18 protein-coding genes are annotated in these 18749 nt (G+C 64.0%); 8 read left to right on the top strand and 10 right to left on the bottom strand.

Features of this window, described 5'->3' with window-relative positions:
- The first annotated feature begins 13 nt into the window (after window positions 1-13).
- Window positions 14-913 carry an NAD-dependent epimerase/dehydratase family protein gene (locus VAPA_RS03300; protein WP_021005354.1) on the top strand — a complete coding sequence of 300 codons (900 nt, stop codon included), beginning with the start codon at window positions 14-16 and terminating at the stop codon, window positions 911-913.
- 13 nt (window positions 914-926) lie between these two features.
- Window positions 927-1232 carry an antibiotic biosynthesis monooxygenase family protein gene (locus VAPA_RS03305; protein ID WP_021005355.1) on the top strand — a complete coding sequence of 102 codons (306 nt, stop codon included), beginning with the start codon at window positions 927-929 and terminating at the stop codon, window positions 1230-1232.
- Between the two features lie 130 nt (window positions 1233-1362).
- Here VAPA_RS03305 and ypfH read toward each other — a convergent pair whose 3' ends face one another.
- Genes ypfH through VAPA_RS03325 form a run of 4 tightly spaced genes read right to left on the bottom strand, consistent with a single transcriptional unit; the run spans window position 1363 to window position 4382 of the window.
- On the bottom strand, window positions 1363-1977 hold the full coding sequence (ypfH, locus tag VAPA_RS03310) for an esterase (protein WP_021005356.1): 615 nt from the start codon (window positions 1975-1977) through the stop codon (window positions 1363-1365).
- Window positions 1978-2013: 36 nt separating this feature from the next.
- On the bottom strand, window positions 2014-2823 hold the full coding sequence (locus VAPA_RS03315; RefSeq protein WP_021005357.1) for a dioxygenase family protein: 810 nt from the start codon (window positions 2821-2823) through the stop codon (window positions 2014-2016).
- Between the two features lie 58 nt (window positions 2824-2881).
- Window positions 2882-3715, bottom strand: a complete 834-nt coding sequence (locus tag VAPA_RS03320) for an isochorismatase family protein (protein WP_021005358.1) — start codon at window positions 3713-3715, stop codon at window positions 2882-2884.
- Window positions 3716-3749: 34 nt separating this feature from the next.
- Complete coding sequence (locus VAPA_RS03325) at window positions 3750-4382, bottom strand: NADPH-dependent F420 reductase (protein ID WP_021005359.1); 633 nt, start codon at window positions 4380-4382, stop codon at window positions 3750-3752.
- A gap of 157 nt (window positions 4383-4539) precedes the next feature.
- Here VAPA_RS03325 and VAPA_RS03330 point away from each other — a divergent pair, with 157 nt between their 5' ends.
- From VAPA_RS03330 to VAPA_RS03355, 6 genes are all read left to right on the top strand, one after another.
- Window positions 4540-5457, top strand: a complete 918-nt coding sequence (locus tag VAPA_RS03330; RefSeq protein WP_021005360.1) for a LysR family transcriptional regulator — start codon at window positions 4540-4542, stop codon at window positions 5455-5457.
- Between the two features lie 180 nt (window positions 5458-5637).
- Entirely contained in the window at window positions 5638-6423 is a 786-nt protein-coding gene (locus tag VAPA_RS03335; protein ID WP_021005361.1) for an MlaA family lipoprotein, read from the top strand.
- Window positions 6424-6446: 23 nt separating this feature from the next.
- Complete coding sequence (locus VAPA_RS03340) at window positions 6447-7262, top strand: MipA/OmpV family protein (RefSeq protein ID WP_021005362.1); 816 nt, start codon at window positions 6447-6449, stop codon at window positions 7260-7262.
- 166 nt (window positions 7263-7428) lie between these two features.
- The gene (locus VAPA_RS03345; protein ID WP_021005363.1) at window positions 7429-7887 is read left to right on the top strand and encodes a hypothetical protein; all 459 of its coding nucleotides are present in this window, start codon (window positions 7429-7431) and stop codon (window positions 7885-7887) included.
- Window positions 7884-8792, top strand: coding sequence for a DUF2145 domain-containing protein (locus VAPA_RS03350; RefSeq protein WP_041945995.1), 909 nt, complete (start codon window positions 7884-7886; stop codon window positions 8790-8792). The genes VAPA_RS03345 and VAPA_RS03350 overlap by 4 nt, the downstream gene beginning before the upstream one ends.
- Window positions 8793-8972: 180 nt before the next feature.
- Window positions 8973-9722: a winged helix-turn-helix domain-containing protein gene (locus VAPA_RS03355; RefSeq protein ID WP_021005365.1), complete on the top strand. Its 750-nt coding sequence runs from the start codon at window positions 8973-8975 to the stop codon at window positions 9720-9722.
- Here VAPA_RS03355 and VAPA_RS03360 read toward each other — a convergent pair.
- The 6 genes from VAPA_RS03360 to VAPA_RS03385 form a co-directional block, all read right to left on the bottom strand.
- Complete coding sequence (locus VAPA_RS03360) at window positions 9719-11086, bottom strand: HAMP domain-containing sensor histidine kinase (RefSeq protein ID WP_041945996.1); 1368 nt, start codon at window positions 11084-11086, stop codon at window positions 9719-9721. The genes VAPA_RS03355 and VAPA_RS03360 overlap by 4 nt on opposite strands.
- Before the next feature lie 23 nt (window positions 11087-11109).
- Window positions 11110-11778, bottom strand: coding sequence for a response regulator transcription factor (locus VAPA_RS03365; RefSeq protein ID WP_021005367.1), 669 nt, complete (start codon window positions 11776-11778; stop codon window positions 11110-11112).
- 151 nt (window positions 11779-11929) lie between these two features.
- A complete protein-coding gene (locus VAPA_RS03370) occupies window positions 11930-14974 on the bottom strand; it encodes an efflux RND transporter permease subunit (protein WP_021005368.1) in 3045 nt (1014 codons plus the stop codon).
- Window positions 14975-14977: 3 nt separating this feature from the next.
- Window positions 14978-16201, bottom strand: coding sequence for an efflux RND transporter periplasmic adaptor subunit (locus VAPA_RS03375; RefSeq protein WP_230558951.1), 1224 nt, complete (start codon window positions 16199-16201; stop codon window positions 14978-14980).
- On the bottom strand, window positions 16198-17706 hold the full coding sequence (locus VAPA_RS03380) for an efflux transporter outer membrane subunit (RefSeq protein ID WP_230558952.1): 1509 nt from the start codon (window positions 17704-17706) through the stop codon (window positions 16198-16200). The genes VAPA_RS03375 and VAPA_RS03380 overlap by 4 nt, the downstream gene beginning before the upstream one ends.
- A gap of 132 nt (window positions 17707-17838) precedes the next feature.
- Entirely contained in the window at window positions 17839-18744 is a 906-nt protein-coding gene (locus tag VAPA_RS03385) for a LysR family transcriptional regulator (protein WP_021005371.1), read from the bottom strand.
- Between the last annotated feature and the right edge of the window lie 5 nt (window positions 18745-18749).

Here is an 18749-nt window from a genome sequence, read left to right on the forward strand (position 1 = left end):
GAGGACCTCCACGATGAAAGTGTTCATGACCGGCGCCGCCGGCTATATCGGGGGCAGCATCGCCGCGCGACTGGTCGCCGACGGCCATGTTGTTCGGGGGCTGGTGCGCGACGGCGCAAAGGCCGACCTTCTCCGCACGCGAGGCGTCGAGCCCGTTCCCGGCAGCCTGGACGACAGCGAAGTCCTGGCCCGCGAGGCACGCGACGCGGATGGCGTCGTAAACACCGCCAACGCGGATCATTTGCCTTCGCTGGAGGTGATGCTCGCAGCGCTGGAAGGATCCGGCAAGCCGCTTCTGCACACCAGCGGCTCGAGCGTCATCGGCGACGATGCCCGCGGCAACCGCCCCTCGGACACCGTCTTCGATGAAGACACGCCGTTCGTGGTCGAACCCGGCAAGCGCGCCCGGCACGCGCTCAACGAGGCCGTGCTGGCCGCCGCAAGGCGCGGTGTGCGCACGGTCGTGATCTGTCCGACCTTGATCTACGGTGCGGGCAGAGGATTGAACCCGCACAGCATTCAGATCCCATTCCTTGTGGAGCAGGCGCGAGCACAAGGTGTGGTGCGAGTCGTGGGCCACGGCCTCAACCGCTGGTCCACGGTGCACATCGACGACCTGACGGACCTGTACGCGCTTGCGCTGGACAAGGCGCCGGCCGGCTCCTTCTACTTCGCCGAGAACGGAGAAGCCTCGTTCGCAGCCATCGGCGAGGCTATCGCCGCTCGCCTTGGGACAACCGGTGTCGAGCCGCTCCCGGCAGAGGAAGCGGCAAGGCTGTGGGGGCCGGGCCGCGCGTACTACACCTATGGAAGCAACAGCCGCGTCTTCGCAAGGCGAGCGCGGCGCGAATTGGGATGGACGCCTCGCCATGATTCCGCGCTGGCGTGGATCCGCAACGAGATGCCCATCTGAGGAAAGACGAACGATGATCCTGGAACTTGCCGACATTCGCGTCCATTCCGGCCAGCAGGCCGAGTTTGAACAGGCCGCGCGCCATGGCCTCGAAACGGTTCTTTCGAAGGCGGATGGCTTTCGCAAATACGAGGTACGCCGAAGCGTCGAAACTCCCGAACGATTCGTACTGCTGATTCACTGGGACACTCTGGAAGACCACACAATCGGGTTTCGCGCGTCGCCGGCATATGCGCAATGGCGGGCTATCGTCGGCCCCTTCTTCGCGCAACCTCCCTTCGTCGAGCATTTCGAGTTCTGCGCCTCGCTTTCGGCATGATGCCCCGGACCTCCTTCTTCGAAGGGCGGGAGTAGGGCCCCGCGCGAAGAGGCTGCCCAAGGTCTTTCTGTCGCGCCTCTCGGAGTGATGGACGGGAGCTACGTCGCGAAGAGCACGCGCTATTTGTCGCTCAGGCTGGCGCAAGTCGCGTTGCTAGATTTGCTAGCAACGCGGGATGAGGTTCGTGCCCGACGCCGGGCGCCAAGTCCAAGGTCGCGTCAACGCCCAATTCAAGCAGCCGCGCTTGCGCGGACTGTCCCAGAGCAGCGGGCATCACTGGGTCTGCACTGCCATGCAAAAGATGAATCGCAGCGGCGGATTTCTGCTGCGGCAGCGTGGCGAATCGTCCCGCAATGGCGACGATGCGCAGCGCGGGAGGCGCTGCGAGCTTGGTGGATTCGAGCGCCATGATCGCGCCCTGTGAGAAACCGGCGATCAACGTGCGTTGTTCATTGACACGCGAAGCCTGCTGCCAGTGCCGCACGGTCGCCACGAAGACTGGCATGGCCGCATCCACGCGTGCCTGGCGATTGGCCTCGGTCACGTTGCGCACCGAGAACCACTGGAGTCCGTTGGAAATATCAGAAGGTTCGGGCGATGCGACGCTGACCACCATGGCGTTTCGGTCGTGGTTGGTGAACCAGCGCGCGACGCCCAGCATGGATTGCGGTACGGAGCCGACACCGTGCGTGAGCAGCACCAGACTGGACGCTGGGCCTTCGGGTTGTTGGACGATGATGGACATGGAAGACACGTGCTTTTTTCCTGGACATGCGATGAGTCAGGCCGCGGCGGACACGCCGGGCAGTTCACCGAATACGTAACCTTCCATCGAAAGTACACCGTAGGTGACGCCGCCTTCGATGACTTCGACAGGTTCCCCCGCGCTGCTGGTACCGGCTGCGACGAGCAGCGGCAAGTAGTGCTCGTCCGAAGGGTGGGCGCGACGGCCGTGCGGGGCACCTCGGAGGTCGACCAAGGCGCTCACGTCATGCTCAATGGCCGCCCGGCGTGCCCACTGCACGAACTCTCGCACGTAGTCCTCGGGCGCCTCGGTTTCGGACTGGTGGAACTCATACAGGTTGTGCGTGAGGCTGCCCGAACCCACGACAAGTACACCTCGCTCACGCAACGGCGCCAGAGCGCGCCCGAGGGCGAGTGCATTGGCGGGACGCAGTTCAATCGGCAGCGACAGTTGAAACACCGGCACCGATGCGTCAGGCAGCATGTGCATCAGCGGCACCCAGGCACCATGGTCCAGCCCCTGCTCATCCACCAGTTGCGCGGAGAGCCCGGACTGCGTCAACAACTCGGCCACCTCACGCGCTACGTCCGGCGCCCCTTCAACGGGGTAATGCAGCGCGTACAACGATGCGGGGAAACCGCCGAAGTCGTGGACGGTCTGAGGCCGCGCACTGGCCCCGATGCGCAGGCCGCGGGTGCGCCAGTGCGGCGATATCACCAGGACGGCCCGCAGCCCGGACAGCGCGAGGACACGTTTGCCGATGGCGTGCAGCAGCGGGCCGGCCTGACCAGGTTCCGCCGCAAAGGTGGGGGCACCGTGTGAGACGAAGAGAGCAGGAAACTTCATGGGACGCTCCTTGGCGCTGGCGTCCCCCGCGCCGCAAGGCACAGGGGACGCAGGCGGACTACTTGACGAGGCCGAACGGGTCTTTCACCGGGCGCTTGGCGGGGTCGGCGTTGTTCCAGAATTGCTGCACGATCCAGCCGTACTCGGGCAGGCCGTTGATGAACGGCGGCAGCATGTCGTTGCCCGACGGAAGCTTCCAGTCGGCCTGCAGCTCCGCACCGAGGGCATAGACGGTGTTGAGTTGCGCGCCCGCGGCACTCATGCGCTGCATCGCGGCTTCGGCTTCGTACTTGCTCCAGGCGCCCGATGCATCGACCACCGGGTGTACAACGTAGCCGTCGTTGATCATCGCCAGCGTCGGCAGCGCCACGCATGTACCCAGCGTCACACCCGAGATGATGATGTGCTTGCGGCCCGTCTTGGCGACCAGGTTCTCCAGTGCCTTGCGGAAGGTCGGATCCTCGTAGGCGTTGATGATGCCGGTGCGGCGGTAGATAGGCTGGTCCTTGAAGATTTCCTTGAGTTCCGGCAGCAGGTCGCCGTTCTGCCATTGGGCATTCGATGACGACAGGAGCACCGGGATCTTGAGAGCCTTGGCCATCTGCGCCAGCGACACCACATTGGCCTTGTAGCCCGAGGCTTGGGCGAAGTCGCGCACGCTGGCCATCAGGCCGACCTGATGGTCGATGAACAGGATGATGCTGTTGTCGGGGGTGGGCTTTTCGTAGGCCGCACGGCCGGCCTTGCGGGCGTCCGCCGGGCTGGTTTTGGTGGACAGTGCCTTGTCGGTGATCGGGCTCACGATGTCGGCCGGGCGATCCTGCGCAGCAGCGAGGGTGGTGGCAGCCGCCAGGGCGATTGCGGCGGTAACTCGGGTCAGCTTCTTGTGCATGTGTGTTCTCTTTGGCGATGACGATCGAGGTGAATCAGGCGCGGCGGATCCAGGTGGGCGAGATCTGCGTGCCTTGTCCAGCGCCGTAGGCGAAGTAAATGTTGAGACCTGCCACTGGCTCCAGGTAGCGCGCGTTCTTCAGCCCGCCCGCGTCCACGGCGGCAAAGCCGATGCTTTCGATCAGTGCACGCACGGTCTGCTTGGCACGCTCGTCGTCGCCGGCATAGAACACGGGCACGGTCTGGCCGTTTGCGAACGCCGGGCCTTCGGCCAGCACCTGGGCCAGCACGGTGTTGAAAGCCTTGACTACTTGCGCGCCAGGCAGCGCCTTGGCGATTTCTTCGGCGGCGGACGTCTCGAAGCCCAATGTCAGACCCATGTAGTCATTCGTCAGCGGGTTCGTGATGTCCACCACCACGCGACCTTCGAGCGAGCCGAGTGCCTTCAGCGCGGGCACGGCATCGGCAAAGCCGGTGGCGACGATCACGACTTGCGAATCGCCCAGCGCGTCGGCCGGGGCCGCGACCGTGACGCCCGGATGCGCGGAGGCCAGCGCCTGAGCCTTGGCCAGATCGCGCGCGGTCACGCGCACTTTGTGGCCGGCGGCGGTGAGTTGTTTGGCAAAGCCCGCGCCCATGTTGCCGGCGCCGATGAGTGTGATGTTCATGATGAAAGTCCTTCAGTGGTTGGGTGGAGCCGCGGAGATCGAGGTGCCCAGCGGCCTGTCCGCCAGCAAGTTGTGCTGGCATGGGAAGGACTTTATTAATATCGAATGTCGAGATAAATAACTGCGTGCAACATATATTGTTCTGAAAGTCGAAACAATGGACGTTCTTCAAGCCATGAAAACCTTCACTGCGGTTGTCGAGGCCGGCAGCTTCGTCGGTGCGATGGAAGCGACGGCGCTGTCCAAGCCCGCCGTGTCGCGGCATGTCAACGAGCTGGAGGGGCACCTGGGCACGCGGCTGCTGCAGCGCACGACGCGCCGGCTCTCGCTCACCAGCGAGGGACAGCTCTACTACCAGCGTTGCAAGGAGGTCCTGCAAGCCGTCCAGGAAGCGGAGGCCGAAGTGGGGGCGAGCACCGGTCAGGCCCAGGGACGTCTGCGCATCGGCGCGCCGCAGACCTTCGGCGCGTTGCACTTGGCGGCGCTCTGGGGGCGATTCGCGGCAGAGAACCCCCAGGTCACGCTGGACATCGTGCTGTCGGACCGCGTGGTCGACCTGGTCGAGGAGGGCTATGACCTGGTCGTGCGCATCGCGCGGCTGTCCGACTCCAACCTTGTCAGTCGTCCGCTTGCCAGTACGCGCATGGTGCTGTGCGCCTCGCCGACCTACCTCGCGCAGCACGGCAAGCCGGCACAACCGCACGCGCTGGAGAAGCACGATGTGGTGTCGTACACCTACTGGTCATCCGGGGACGTGTGGAGCTTCCAGGGGCCACGAGGCGAGGTCACGGTGCGCACGCACTCGCGCATCCACGCCAACAACGGTGACACCTGCCGCGCAGCGGCACTCGCGCATCAAGGCATCATCCTGCAGCCCGATTTCCTGGTTCACGAGGATCTGCGTAGTGGCGCCCTTGTCGAGCTGATGCCAGAGTTTCGCGCAACTGAGTTGGGCATCTTCGCCGTGTACCCGACGCGAAAGCAACTGCCACTAAAGGTGCGGCGACTCATCGACTTTCTGGTGGACGCGTTGCGGGATCCGCCTTGGGGCCGGGAGCCAAGCTCACACGTGTGATGTGTTGATGGCGGGCTGCGGGGACTGTGCGTCGACGGGCGGTTCTTTTAGCCCATCCGATTTCTGGTTGGTTAATCAAATCTTAAAACCACTAAAAAGTTATTAAAGCCGCTCCCTCAGCATCCGCTCCAGAGGGCGACGACATGGTGTCGATCGCCAGGTATCCCTACTGGAGTCCCCATGCTGAATTGCCTCGTATTCGCTGGCGTCCCGCTCAGGTCTACGCTGGCCCCGAGGGCCCGCGCGGCAAAGGCCACGCTGGTCCTGTCGCTGGCTGGCGCCTTGTTGCTGGGCGGTTGCGCCACCCCCCAGCGCCCCGATCCCCTTGAAGCCATGAACCGCCAGGTCTTCGGCTTCAACGAAACCGTAGACAAGGCTGTGATGGCCCCTGTCGCCCGCGGCTACGAGCGCGTTGTGCCAGAGCCGGTTCGCGGTGGCGTCAGGAACTTCTTCGCCAATCCCCGCGACCTTGGCGCCGGCGTCAACCTGGTGCTGCAAGGTCGGCCGAAAGAAGGCCTGACCGATCTGGCGCGCGTGGCGACGAACACCACGGTGGGATTGCTCGGCGTGTTCGATGTTGCGACACCGCTGGGGCTGCCGCGCCAATCCGCTGATCTGGGCCAGACCCTTGGGCGCTGGGGCGTCGGATCAGGAGCCTACGTTGTCTTGCCCCTGATGGGCCCCTCGACCGTGCGCGACACCGCCAACATTCCGATCGACATGATGCTGACGCCGCAGACCTTCGTTTCCAACAGCGCGCTCGGCGGTGGCTTGACCGTGGCGCAGTTCGCGAGCAAGCGTGCGGATCTTCTGCCGGCAACGCGCCTGCTCGACGACGTCGCGCTCGATCGCTATCTCCTTGTTCGCGATACCTATCTGCAACGCAGACAAAGCCTCGTCCGTGGTGCCTCGCAGCCCGGGCGGAGCAGCGATGACAGCGCGGCGGCGCCCGCTGCAAATCACTGAATTTTTCAACCCCGAGGATCTCCATGACAGAACGAATCCGCCTTGCGAAGCAAGGCAAGAACTTTCGCGACCACCTGCCCTTCACGGCCATCGCCGTGGGAGTTGCTTGCGCCGCCTTCCTTTCACCGGCCTGGGCACAGGCCGATGAAGAAAAAAGCTCCGAAGCGAGTTCGCAATGGGGCCTCGGCATTGGCGTGGCCATGGAGAAAAAGCCCTATCGCGACTTCAACGACAAGGCCCAGGGCATTCCGATGATCACCTACGAGAACAAGTGGGTCAGCGTCGCGTTACCGAGCGCCGATCTGAAGCTGACTTCCGTCGGTCCTGTGTCTTTACGGCTGCGCGCGCGGCTCGCTGGAGACGGCTACGAGGCCGACGACTCCCCATTCCTCAACGGCATGGACAAGCGCAAGAGCAGCCTGTGGTTGGGCGGCGCGGCCATCTGGCGCAACGACTTTGCCAACCTGTCGGCCGAACTGCTGGCCGACGGGTCGGGCAACAGCAAGGGCTCCCGGTTCAAGGTGCAGGTCGACCGACGCTTCACTGCAGGTGCCTTCGGCTTCACGCCGCGCTTGGCTGCGCATTGGGTGGACCGCAAGTATGTCGACTACTACTACGGCGTGAAGGACTCCGAAGCTCAGTCCGGCCGGCCGGCCTATGTAGGGAAGTCGAGCGCCAACATGGAGGTGGGGCTGCGCGTGGACTACGCCGTGGCGCCCAAACAAACGGTGTTCCTGGACGTGAGTGCAACCAGCTTCGGCAGCGGCATCAAGAACAGCCCGCTCGTCAGCCGATCCAATCAGTCCGGCGTGCGTCTGGGTTATCTCTACCGGTTCTGAGAAACCCTGGCCGTGCTTGCGCGGCCCGAGGACTGCATGGCGCACCAGCGGTTCAGATTGCAGGGCCTGCATGGAGCGCCGTGCGCCTTCGCGCGGACTCGTCTGTCCGAGCTCGGCATCTTTCACGCGACATGACTTCCTCCCTCACACTCAATTGGGGCATTCCATGACCTTCACTCATTTCTTCCGCATTGCAGGCATCGCAGCCGTACTCGCTACGGCATTCAATGCCCACGCGGGCAGTTTCGCAGCATCCGTGGCTTCCAGTGCCGGCTCCGCATCGAGCAACAGCGCGTCCACGTCACTGCGCGGTTCCAGCGAGAGTTCGTTCGACGGCGACAAGGTGGTCGAGGGCGACTATCGCATCACGGAGATCGCGCAGGCCGGTGACCGCGAGGGCTTCACGCGCGTCACGATGCAGGGTGACGACGCGCAGCAGCGCATCGTGCTCGAACTGCCGCAAACTACTTTCGCGAAGGAGGGCCTCGGCCCCGGCGATCTCGTGCACGCACGACAGCGCGCCTACGGCACCGCCTTCGCACGCGGCGACACGCGCGAGGCGTTCTACCTCGTGCTCGCCGATGACTGGTACGGGGGGATCGCCGCGCGTCCCGTGAGCCTTTGACCGTCGCTCGCCGTTTCGCGCTGCTGAGTCTCGCGGCTTTCCTCGCCTTCGCGGGAGGCGTTGGGCACGCAGCCTCCTTGCAGTTCTGCGATCGTGCGAAGCCGCTCACGGCAGATCAGCAGGACCGCTTGCTGCGTTTCACCGCCGCGGTGCAAGACGTGCTTTCGAACGCAGGCAGCGACGCCGTGCTGATCAGCCGCTCCGGGCTCGATCTCTCGCGCTTTGGCATCCGCTACTCCCACACTGCCATTGCGTGGAAAGGCGCGAACGGCACCTGGTCCGCACGGCAGCTGTACTACGCCTGTGACGAAGGGCACCCGCGCCTCTACGACCAGGGCCTGGCCGGCTTCATCATGGGCATCGACGACTCCACGCTGGGCTACATCTCGATCGTGGCCATGCCTTCCGACGCGGCACAGGCGCTGCGCAGCGCCGCACTCGACACGCCGCGTGCCTTGCAATTGCTGGCCGCACGCTACAGCGCCAATGCCTACCCGTTCAGCCTGCGCTACCAGAACTGCAACCAGTGGGTCATGGAACTTCTCGCCGTCGCGTGGGGCGGGCTGCCCGCCGGGGACGACCTGCGCGAGCGTGCCCAGCAATGGTTGCGCGAGGCGGCCTACAAGCCGAAGCCGGTCGACGTCGGCTCGCATGCGCTCGTCTTCGCGTCGAACTTCGTGCCGCTGCTGCATCTGGACGACCACCCGAAAGACGACATCTATGCGCTGAGGCTGCGCGTCAGCCTGCCCTCGACGGTGGAAGCCTTCGTGCGTGAACAACGCCCCGGGAGCGAGCGCATCGAACTGTGCCACGACCGCAAGCAGGTCGTGGTGCATCGCGGCTGGGAGTCCGTCGTCGACGGCTGCCTGCCCGCCGAGACCGATCGCGTAGTCCTCCTCGACTGAAGCCCGAGAGGGTAAACGACAAGAAATGAAATACCTCTCCAGCTTTGCAGTCGCTCACGCCGCGGTGCTCGCGATGGTGGTTGGCGTCTTTCTGATCGACGGTTGCGCGCACAGGCAACCTGACATGTTCCCGAATGCCCCTGCTGCGCCGGCTTCAACACCGGCGAAGGGGACGTGCCCATGAATGTCCTTTTTCTCATATCCGGCCCCAGAACGCACGACGAACTTGGCGGCATGCTCGGAAGATATGGCCTGGCAGTCGACGTGGTCGACTCCCGCGATGCCGGTACGTGGGTTTTCGCAAGCAAGCCGTACGCATTGATTCTTCTCGACGCTGCGCTGCCGGCCGCCGCGCACGTAGTGATACGTTCCGTTCGGCGCATCAGCAGTGCCCCGCTGCTGGTGCTGACGCAACGAGATCAGGTGGCCGACCGTCTTGAAGGACTGGTGCAGGGCGCAACCGAGTACTTGGCCAAGCCTTGTGCGCCCGCCGATCTGGCGGCGCGCGCCTGGGCACTTGCACCTGGCGGTCGTTGTCCGGAGGAGACCGTCCCGAGACTGGCGGACCTGACCCTCGACCGCGCGAGCGGCAAGGCGTTTCGTCAGGGTGTGGATCTCGGCCTCAGTGCCACGCTGTTCGAGCTTCTGGATGCGCTGATGGCACGCAGAGGCCAGGTGCTGTCGCGCGCCGAACTGATCAAGGCGGTGTGGGGGTCGAGCGCCGGCGAGCGGGACAACATGGTCACGGTCGGTATCCTGAGACTGCGCCGGAAACTGGACGATCCGTTCGACCTGAAGCTGCTCCACACCGTGCGCGGCCAGGGGTACGTGCTGAAGCTACGCAACGATTTGGAAGGTGACAGATTTCCTCTTCCTGACCCAGCCCTCACCATTCCTCGGCCGGCGGTCCGGGAGCGAGTACAAGGCTAGGAGAGGGGTTCCACCGTAGGGAAAACGACCCGTATACAGAAACCTCGCCCTTCCAATCCATCCCCGGTCTCGATCGTTGCATGATGTAGTTGGGAAATCCCGGCCACCAGCGACAACCCAATACCGCTGCCGTGCACGGAAGTGCCTGCGACTCGATAGAAGCGTTCGAAGATCGCCTGGCGTTCCGACAGCGGAACGCCAGGACCGTCGTCCGCCACTTCCAGATAGACACGTTGTCCAACCGCCTGCCCGCCTTCTTGTGTGGCGCCAGGCTCATGCCCGCAGCTGACGCGGACGCGTCCCCCCTTTGCGGTGTAGCGCAGCGCGTTGTCGATCAGGTTGCGCAACAGGATACCCATCTCATCGATATTGCAGAGGATGATGCAATTGTTGCGAATATCGAGTTGGATCGAACGCTCCTGCTGAAAGGCATAGGTGTTGAAATCTCGCACCACGAGCAGAGCGAGATCGCTCAAGTTCGCAAGCGCATGCTGTGGGGCGTTGGCGCTCGAATTCAGCCGAGCCAGGTCGAGCAGCTGTTCGGACAGTCGTGTGCTTCTCTGCGCGACCAGAAGCAGTTTTTTCAGCGCCACGTCCTTGTCGGCCAATGTGGTGGCACGCAGCGCAATCTGGGCGTGCGCCTGCAGCGTGGAAAGGGGGGTGCGCAACTCGTGCGCGGCATCACCGATGAAGCGGCGCTCGCCTTCGACTGACTCGGAGAGCTGCTCCAACAGATGATTGAACGAAGCAATCAGCGGATGCAACTCGCGCGGCAGGGTAGAAGAGGTCAGCGGCGTGAGGTCGAACTTGCGGCGGCTTCGCATGGCGGCCTCCAGCGCCACCACCGGCTTGAGTGAGCTGCGAACCACGAACCACATCAACGTGCCTACGATCAGCAAAAGAATCGAGCTGAGTACCAAGCCAACCAACGCTTCGTGCTGCATTTCGGCATCCACCACGCTGTGGAGATTACCGACCTGCACGTAGATTCGGCCTTCGGAATCCGAGACGGAATAGACGCGCCACCGCCTTCCCTCGATCACCGTGGTGGCAATGCCATCCTCAAAGTCAGGCCGTAGCGGGGATCCGGGTGCCCCGGGCGTACGAACGGACAATCGTTTGCGGTCGATCCAGACTTGAAAGACGAGCTGCTCGCTCTCTGCCAGTGCGGGATCCCGCAACTGCAGTCCCGGCCCCGTCGCGACCATGTCCTTGCCAGCCGGAATTGTCAGCAGGATGCGCGTGGCAATGGTCTTGAGCTTGTCGTCCCAGATGCTGGCCTTGTTGTGCGAGAGATATGCGAAAAGCATCGCGAATGCCACGATCCAGCATAGGGCGATGGTTGCGCCCAGCACCAGGATCATTCGCGCGTACAGTGATTTCGAGTTCACGGCGGAGATTGGTCGACAACGTAGCCGTGGCCGTGAACGGTGCGGATCAGGTCGTCGCCGAGCTTGCGGCGCAACTGGTGAATGAACACGGCAATGGTGTTGCTTTCGACGACGCTGGCCGTTCCGTAGACCACATCCTGCAGTTGGTCGCGCGTGACGACGTGGCCGGGGCGTTCGAGCAGGGCAAGCAGGGTGCGGTACTCGTGCGCGCTCAACGGCACGTCAACGCCTGCCTTGGTGACCACGCGGCGACTGCGGTCGACCGCGACGTCGCCACGGGAAAAAACGGGGATCACGCGACCCTGGCTGCGGCGGATGACCGAACGGACGCGCGCCCACAGTTCATCGAACTGGAAAGGCTTGACAAGGTAGTCGTCGGCGCCTGCATCGAGGCCGTGGATGCGTTCGCTCAACTGATCGCGCGCCGTGAGAATGAGAACCGGTGTCGGGTCGTAGCGGCTTCGCATCGATCGCAGCACCGTCAGTCCCGACTCCCCTCCCGGCAGGCCCAGGTCCAGCAGCACGGCGGCATAGGAATGGTCGATCAGGGCGATCCGGGCGGCAGATGCATTGCCGACGCGATCGATGGACCAGCCGCTCTGGCGTGCGCCATCGCACACGGCCTCACCCAGCATGTCGTCGTCTTCTACGAGGAGCAGGTGCATGGATAGGAACTTCTTTTGGCCAAGTGGGACATCTTGAATGATGACCGTGGAATATTAGGATCTTTTTAAGGTGCGTGGTGGCTGCCGAGCGCTTGGTCGATTGCGGCTGTGAATAGGGGCAGTCGTCCGCTAGCTGTGGCGGCGAGATGCACTATTGCGCGACACGCGACCTGAACCAGCGCTCGAATCCGTTGACATACGTGAATACCACAGGGACCACGAGCAGGCTGAGCAGTGTCGAGGTCACGAGACCACCGATCACAGCGATCGCCATCGGCTGACGAAAGCTCGCGTCCGGGCCCAAACCGAGGGCGATGGGCAGCATGCCTGCGATCATCGCTACCGTGGTCATCACGATCGGCCTCGAACGCTTATGGCAGGCATCGATCAACGCGTCCATGGGAGGAAGGCCGCGGTCCCTCATGCCGACGACTGTGTGTTCCACCAGCAAGTTCGAGTTCTTGGTGACAATGCCCATGAGCATCACCAATCCGATCATCGACGGAACATCCAGCTCACTTCGCGCCAGAAGCAGCGCCACGAAGGCTCCGCCCAGCGACAGCGGAATCGCCGAAAGGATGGTGACGGGCTGCAGGAAGTCTTTGAAAAGAAGCACCAGCACACAGAACATGCACAGCACGCCAGTGAGGATCGCGAGGCCGAAGCCCGAGGTCAGCTCGGCCGCCACTTCGGCATCGCCCGTATTGATCAGCGAAACGCTCGACGGCATCTGCTGCGCCGCTGGCAGTACACGGGCTGCTGTCAGTGCCTCGCCCAGCGGCATGCCGCCGAGGTCGGCGCTCACGGTGACGTAGCGGCGCCTGTCGTAACGGTCGATCTGTGCCGGGCCGCTTTCAACAGCCAGTTCGGCCACGCTCGACAGCGGTACCAGTCCGTTGCGCGAAGGCACTCGCAGGCTAGCGAGCGCTTCGATGTCCTGGCGCGTCGTATCGGGCACGCGCACACGGATGTCGACCTGGCGGCTGTCGAGGTTGAGCTTGGGCAACTGCGCATCGAAATCGCCACTGGTGGCAATTCGGATGGTCTCGCCAATCGTGGCCGTGCTCACTCCACGCCCGGCGGCACGTTTCAGGTCGGGCCGCACGATGATTTCGGGGCGCTCAAGGCTGGCTGTTGTGCGAATACTCGAGAGTCGACTCACGCCGCGTAAATCGCGCTCGAAGGCTTGCGCACTTGCTTTCAGTGCCTGCGCGTTGTCACTCGTGAGAATCAACGACATCTGTTCGCCTGCGCCGCCACCGCTCACGGCAAAGCGTGCACCCGGTAGCGTGGTGAGTATCCTGCGCACACTCTTTTCGATCGCCATTTGCGAGGGGCGGTCTTCACGGGCTCGCAGCACCAAGGTCAGCGCGCTCTTGCGCACATCGGAAGCCTGGCCCGCACCACCGATTTGTGCGGCTCCCACGGCGGTAAATACGCTGCGAATTCCCGGGACGTCGTGCAGCGCGCCGCGCACGCGCTCCGACACTTCCACGGTGTCGCTCAGCGAACTGCCCGGCGGTAGCTCGACGTTGACCGTGGTGAAGCCGCGATCCGATGCGGGAATCAGGCCTGAGGGTATCAGCGGGATCAGCGCGATCGAGATCAGGAAGAACGCGGTGGCTGCGGCCATCGTTGTCCAGCGGTGCGTCAGGCACCACCGCACCGAGTCCAGGTAGACGCGCATGAGCTTGCCGTCTGCCTCCGGCTTTCCCGACGGTGCATGCGGCTTGAGCAGCCATGAGGCCAAGATGGGTGTCAGCAGGCGCGCCACGAGCAGTGACGCCAGCACTGCGATCACCGCAGTCCAGCCGAACTGCTGAAAGAAGAGACCCGGTATGCCACTCATCAACGTGGTTGGCACAAAAACCACCACCAGCGTCATCGTGGTTGCGATCACCGCCAACGCGATCTCATTGACCGCGTCGCCGGTGGCCTGCAGCACGGACTTACCCATGCGCCGGTGGCGTTCGATGTTCTCGATCTCGACGATGGCATCGTCGACCAGGATGCCGACGATCACCGCCAGAGCAAGCAGCGTCAGTGTGTTGAGCGAATAGCCGAGCCAGGACATCGCCGCGAACGCCGGCAAGATCGACAGCGGCAGGGCAGAGGCTGCCACCAGCGTGGCACGCCAGTCACGCAGGAACCACCAGACGACCAGCACCGCAAGGATCGCTCCCTCGTACAGCATCTGCATCGAGCCGCGGAACTGTTCGCGGGTGTATTCCACACTCCCCGATACCGGCGTGACGACCAGAGACGTGTCGGCCGCCTGCATGCGTTCTAGCGCTTCGGTGACGCCCTGTGCGATTCGCGTCTCGTCGAAGCCTTTGGCGCGATAGACGCTGAATCCCACGACGGCCTTGCCGTCCAGCAGTGCGGCCTGGTTGCGTTCGGCATTCGTATCGTGCACCGATGCCACTTGGTCCAGCCGCACCTCGCGACCATCGGCCAGGGTCACCGGCATGTCCACCAGTTCGGCGGCCTGTCGCACCGTCGCAACCGTTCTTACCGATTGCTCGGAGAGGCCGATCTGGCCGCGCCCACCGGAGGATTCCTGCTGGGTGCGCCGCAATGCCCGCGAGACGTCCGTTGTCGTCACGCCAAGCGCATTCATCTGTGCGGTATTCACTTCGACGCGGACTTCGCGCTGGACGCCACCCAGCCGGTCCACGCGTCCGACACCGGGTACCGCGAGCAGCGCTTTTCCGACAGCGTCATCGACGAACCACGAGAGCGCTTCCTCGTTCATTCGATCGGATGCGATGGCGTAAGTGAGGATCGGGCTGCCGCGTTCGGTGACGGCGCTGATGGTCGGTTGCAGTAGATCCGTTGGCAGGTTCGAACGCACGCGATCGACCGCATCTTTCGTGTCGATCAGGGCGTCCGAAAGCTTCTTCTCCAGCGAAAACTCCACACGGATTTGCACGCTGCCGTCGGTGATCGACGTGCGTGTGTGCTTGAGTCCGGTGATGGTGGCGAGCGAATTCTCTACCGTGCGAGCGACCTCGGTCTCGAGCTGGGCGGGAGCCGCGCCAGGCTGAGAGAGCACGATGTTCACGGTCGGCAGGTCCAGGTCTGGAAGAGCCTGGATCGGGAGTTGCTGAAAACCGCGCACACCTGCAAATGTCAGCAGGGCGAACAACAGGATGGCTGGAATCGGGTTGCGCAAGGACCACGTGGCGAAGTTCATCGTTCAGCCCTTGTTCAATGTCAGCGCCGCCAACGGTGCAGTGACTGATGGACTGGCGACGCGCACGGTATCGCCATCGTTGAGCAGGCCGGCACCCTGCGCGACTACGTGATCGCCTTGCGCGAGGTTTTGCAGGATTTCGATCTCCGTGCCACGTCGACGTCCGGTCGTCACGGCCTGCGCACGCACTTTGCGCGTGGCCTCGGATCCAATGAATCGGAATACAAAACTGCGACCGTCGCGGATCACCACACTCGACGCAGGAACCACCAACGCATTGCTCGTCGTCAGTGCGATCTGACCGCTGGCGTACATGCCGCCGCGTGCGGTGCTGCCGGGGGCAATGTCCGCATACACAACGCCGAGCCGCGAACGCTCGTCGAGCAGGGGCGCGATCTGACGGATGCGCGCCTGGGCGGTGCCGCCGTCGGGTAGCGCGAGCGAAACCGACTGCCCCAAGGTCACGGCTGCGATCTGCCCGGCCGTGAGCTCGCCGCGCCATTCGAGCCTGCTTTGCCGCACCAGCCGGAAGAGCTCCTGCCCGCTGCTTGCCACCGCCCCCAAGGTGGCCGAGCGCGCGCTGATTTCACCATCGTCAGGGGCAATGACGTCTGCATGGCGCAGTTGCAGGCGTTTGGAGTTCAATTGCGCGCGAGCCGAATCGACCTGCGCTCGCGCAGTCGCGGCTTGCGTGACGTACTGAAGGATCTCCTGCTCGCTGATGCCTCCGCTGCCCTTGAGTTGAAGGGCGCGTTCGCGGTTCGCATCGGCCTGCGCGGCGAGACTCTCGGCCTGCGCGAGGCCGGCGAGCAGTTGCGCCTCATCCGCGCGCAGCATGGCGGCATCGAAGCGCGCGAGGAGTTGGCCGCGTCGTACGACGTCGCCCACGCCGACATGCAGTTCTGCAATCCGCAGCCCTGAGGTCTGGGAGCCGACGACAGCTTCCTGCCATGGCGCAATCGCGCCGGGGGCATCCAACGTGGTGGGCCATTCCGTTGTGCGCGCGAGAACTTCCGTTACCGTCAATGCAGAGGCGGTCGGTGCCGCAGGGCGCGGCGAATGGTGTTCCCGAAGGCTCCACACGGTAAATGCGATGGACAGCACGATGATCGTGAACGTGGCAAGGACCCATACAAGACGTCGACCCGAACGTAAAGCAGGGCGCACGACATGCTTTGCGGACTGGAGCATGGCCGGTTCGGTTTTGTCGGACTCGTTCGAGTTCATGAAGAGAGAGGGGGTTCGGTGGTGGCGGCATTGCCAGAAGCTCGCACGAGGCTGATCCAGGCTTGGCCGCTGTCCTGTGCGGCGGCGATCGCGCTGTCCTGCGCTGCCGCGAACTGGCGTCGTGCGTCCTCGAGCTCGAAGAGGCTCACGGCGCCAGCGCGCCAGCGCGCTTCCGTGGCTTCGAGAACCAGCCGGGCGGCGACCACCGCCTCATGGGTGGTGAGGCGGCGTTCATCGGACGAGGCGACCGCCGCCAGGGCGTCTTCGATTTCCTGAGCCGCGGAGCGCACGGCGATGCGCAAGGCAGCTACCGCACCGCGGTAGCGGGCCTCTGTCGCTGCCACGTTGGCCGCGCCGCGTCCGCCGTCGAACAAACTGCCCACGAGCGCGGGACCTGCTGACCAGGCTGTGTAGTCGAGCGTGGTGCCGGCTGCGTGAAGCCATTGGCCGCTCAATGCCGCTGAAAGGTCCAGTCGCGGAAGGCGTTCTGCCCGTGCCACGCCAATCTCCGCCCAGGCAGCGGCGACTTCGCGCTCGGCACTCACCACGCTGGGATGTGCCGCAAGCACCTCGGCTGGCAAGGACAACCGCGCGCGCGGTGCGACTGGCATCACCGAGTCGATCCCAAACCGGGTGTCTCTGCTGATTGCAGCGGGAAGCGATGCTGACAACGGGACGAAAACAAGTGCGCGAACGGTGTCGAGTGGCTGTCCACTCAGTGCCACCAGTGCATTGGCACTGCGGGCGCATTCCTGCCGCCGAGCGGCAAGGCTTGTGCGTGCGGTGGCCAGTCCGCTGATTGCGCGCGCTTCTTCGATGGGTGCGACAAATCCGGTGGTGACGCGGCGACGGGTAAGTTGAAGCGTTTTCTCGCGCGAATCGATGTCTTCGGCCAGCACCATGCTGGAAAACTCGCAGGCCCGCAACGCCAGCACCTGGCTTGCGATCTGCGAAGTCAGCGAAAGGTGGGCCGCACGGGCATCGGCATCCCGGGCGTCGAGCTTGCGCTCACTGGCCTCCACTGAATTGCGGATGCGGCCGAAGAGGTCAAGCTCCCAACTGGGGCCAATGCCGACGGATGTCGCGGTGGTCGTGCGCGTGCTTCCATCGCTGCTATCGGTGTTCAGGCTGCGCCCGCGCGTGCTGCCGGCGTTGATGCCCAAGGTCGGCAAGCGCTGTGCGCTGGAAACGCCCAACTGAGCCCTGGCTTCATCGACGCGTGACATGGCTTGAGCAAGGGTGGGGCTGTCGGCCAGTGCTGCGCCGGTCAGTGCATCGATGGCGGGGTCGTTCAGTTGGCGCCACCACTGGGTGTTCGCCGTGGCTGTGGAGAGGCCTTCCTGCTGCATCGCAGACCAGGCTGCCGGCGCTGAAATGGCGTCGGCTGCATACGGCGACTGCGTTGAACAGCCAGCCAGTGCGGCAAGCAGTGGAATCAGGAGGGATGCTGTAAATCTCGGCTTCGCGCTGCGCATCGGGTGGCGCTTCATTGCGCAGTTCAGCATGGGGTCTCCGGTCTGAAAGGCATGCGCGTGACGACATGTCTTCGCTTGCTGGAGCAGATGCTGAGCGAAGGGCTTTAATAACTCTTTAGAGAAATTAAGAATTGATTAATTCGGGAGGGCCCCGCCTGGGCGTCAACCCAGCCGACCTTTGGCCGCATAGGCCAGAAGTTGATCGATCACGTAGCGCACACGAGGGTTCAGGTGTGCCTGTCGTGGCCACACGGCGTGAACCTCCACGCCGACGCCCGAGTAAGCCTGCAGTACAGGCCTCAGGAGGCCGGCGCTCAATGGCTCGCGCACCAGCGAGTGGGGCAACTGGACGATCCCGAGGCCACCGATGGCGGCATCCACCATGGCCTCTCCATCGCTCAGCCGGTGTGTAGCAGGTGGAGTGAAGCGCTTTTGTGTTCCATCGTCGCGCACGAACCAGACGAGGGGTGGACCTTTCAGTGAACCCACGATGCAGCGATGCGCACGGACGTCCGTCAGGGTTCGAGGCTCGCCGCGTGCCTGCAGATACGCTGGCGAGGCACAGATCACGCGCTCTTGTGTCACGAGATGGCGTGCAACGAGCTCGGCACTGTCCGGGAGGGCCCCGAAGCGGATTGCCAGATCGACTCCGTCCTGCAGCAGGTCGCTGGTGGCGTCCGTGAACGTGAGCGTCAGGCTCAGATCGGGGTGAGGCCGCGTGATCTCGATGAGTGCGGGCAAGAGGACCCGTCGACCGAACGCGACGGGCATGTCGATATGCAGCCGTCCGCTGAGGATCTGGTTGTCGGATGAAAGGGCCGCCTGTGCCGCGGTGATCTCATCGATTGCCGAAGTGCAGGCGGCGAGATAGGCCTCGCCGTCGGCCGTCAGCTTCGTCAGGCGGGTGGTTCGATGGAACAGTTTGAAGCCGAGCCTGTCTTCCAGGCGGGCAATGGTCTTGCCCACCGCCGACTTCGTCAGGCTCAGCCGCTCGGCGGCTTCCGTGAATGTGCTCGATCGCGCGGTCGCCACGAAAACGGACACGCCAGACAGGGGGTCGCGTTGCATGGGTG

The organism is Variovorax paradoxus B4, from assembly GCF_000463015.1.
GTDB lineage: Bacteria > Pseudomonadota > Gammaproteobacteria > Burkholderiales > Burkholderiaceae_C > Variovorax > Variovorax paradoxus_E.

Coding starts and splice junctions, on each gene's coding strand:
- VAPA_RS03300 (WP_021005354.1), top strand. CDS start 14: ATGAAAGTGTTCATGACCGGCGCCGCCGGCTATATCGGGGGCAGCATC.
- VAPA_RS03305 (WP_021005355.1), top strand. CDS start 927: ATGATCCTGGAACTTGCCGACATTCGCGTCCATTCCGGCCAGCAGGCC.
- ypfH (WP_021005356.1), bottom strand. CDS start 1,977: ATGTCCATCATCGTCCAACAACCCGAAGGCCCAGCGTCCAGTCTGGTG.
- VAPA_RS03315 (WP_021005357.1), bottom strand. CDS start 2,823: ATGAAGTTTCCTGCTCTCTTCGTCTCACACGGTGCCCCCACCTTTGCG.
- VAPA_RS03320 (WP_021005358.1), bottom strand. CDS start 3,715: ATGCACAAGAAGCTGACCCGAGTTACCGCCGCAATCGCCCTGGCGGCT.
- VAPA_RS03325 (WP_021005359.1), bottom strand. CDS start 4,382: ATGAACATCACACTCATCGGCGCCGGCAACATGGGCGCGGGCTTTGCC.
- VAPA_RS03330 (WP_021005360.1), top strand. CDS start 4,540: ATGGACGTTCTTCAAGCCATGAAAACCTTCACTGCGGTTGTCGAGGCC.
- VAPA_RS03335 (WP_021005361.1), top strand. CDS start 5,638: ATGCTGAATTGCCTCGTATTCGCTGGCGTCCCGCTCAGGTCTACGCTG.
- VAPA_RS03340 (WP_021005362.1), top strand. CDS start 6,447: ATGACAGAACGAATCCGCCTTGCGAAGCAAGGCAAGAACTTTCGCGAC.
- VAPA_RS03345 (WP_021005363.1), top strand. CDS start 7,429: ATGACCTTCACTCATTTCTTCCGCATTGCAGGCATCGCAGCCGTACTC.
- VAPA_RS03355 (WP_021005365.1), top strand. CDS start 8,973: ATGAATGTCCTTTTTCTCATATCCGGCCCCAGAACGCACGACGAACTT.
- VAPA_RS03360 (WP_041945996.1), bottom strand. CDS start 11,086: ATGATCCTGGTGCTGGGCGCAACCATCGCCCTATGCTGGATCGTGGCA.
- VAPA_RS03365 (WP_021005367.1), bottom strand. CDS start 11,778: ATGCACCTGCTCCTCGTAGAAGACGACGACATGCTGGGTGAGGCCGTG.
- VAPA_RS03370 (WP_021005368.1), bottom strand. CDS start 14,974: ATGAACTTCGCCACGTGGTCCTTGCGCAACCCGATTCCAGCCATCCTG.
- VAPA_RS03375 (WP_230558951.1), bottom strand. CDS start 16,201: ATGAACTCGAACGAGTCCGACAAAACCGAACCGGCCATGCTCCAGTCC.
- VAPA_RS03380 (WP_230558952.1), bottom strand. CDS start 17,706: ATGCTGAACTGCGCAATGAAGCGCCACCCGATGCGCAGCGCGAAGCCG.
- VAPA_RS03385 (WP_021005371.1), bottom strand. CDS start 18,744: ATGCAACGCGACCCCCTGTCTGGCGTGTCCGTTTTCGTGGCGACCGCG.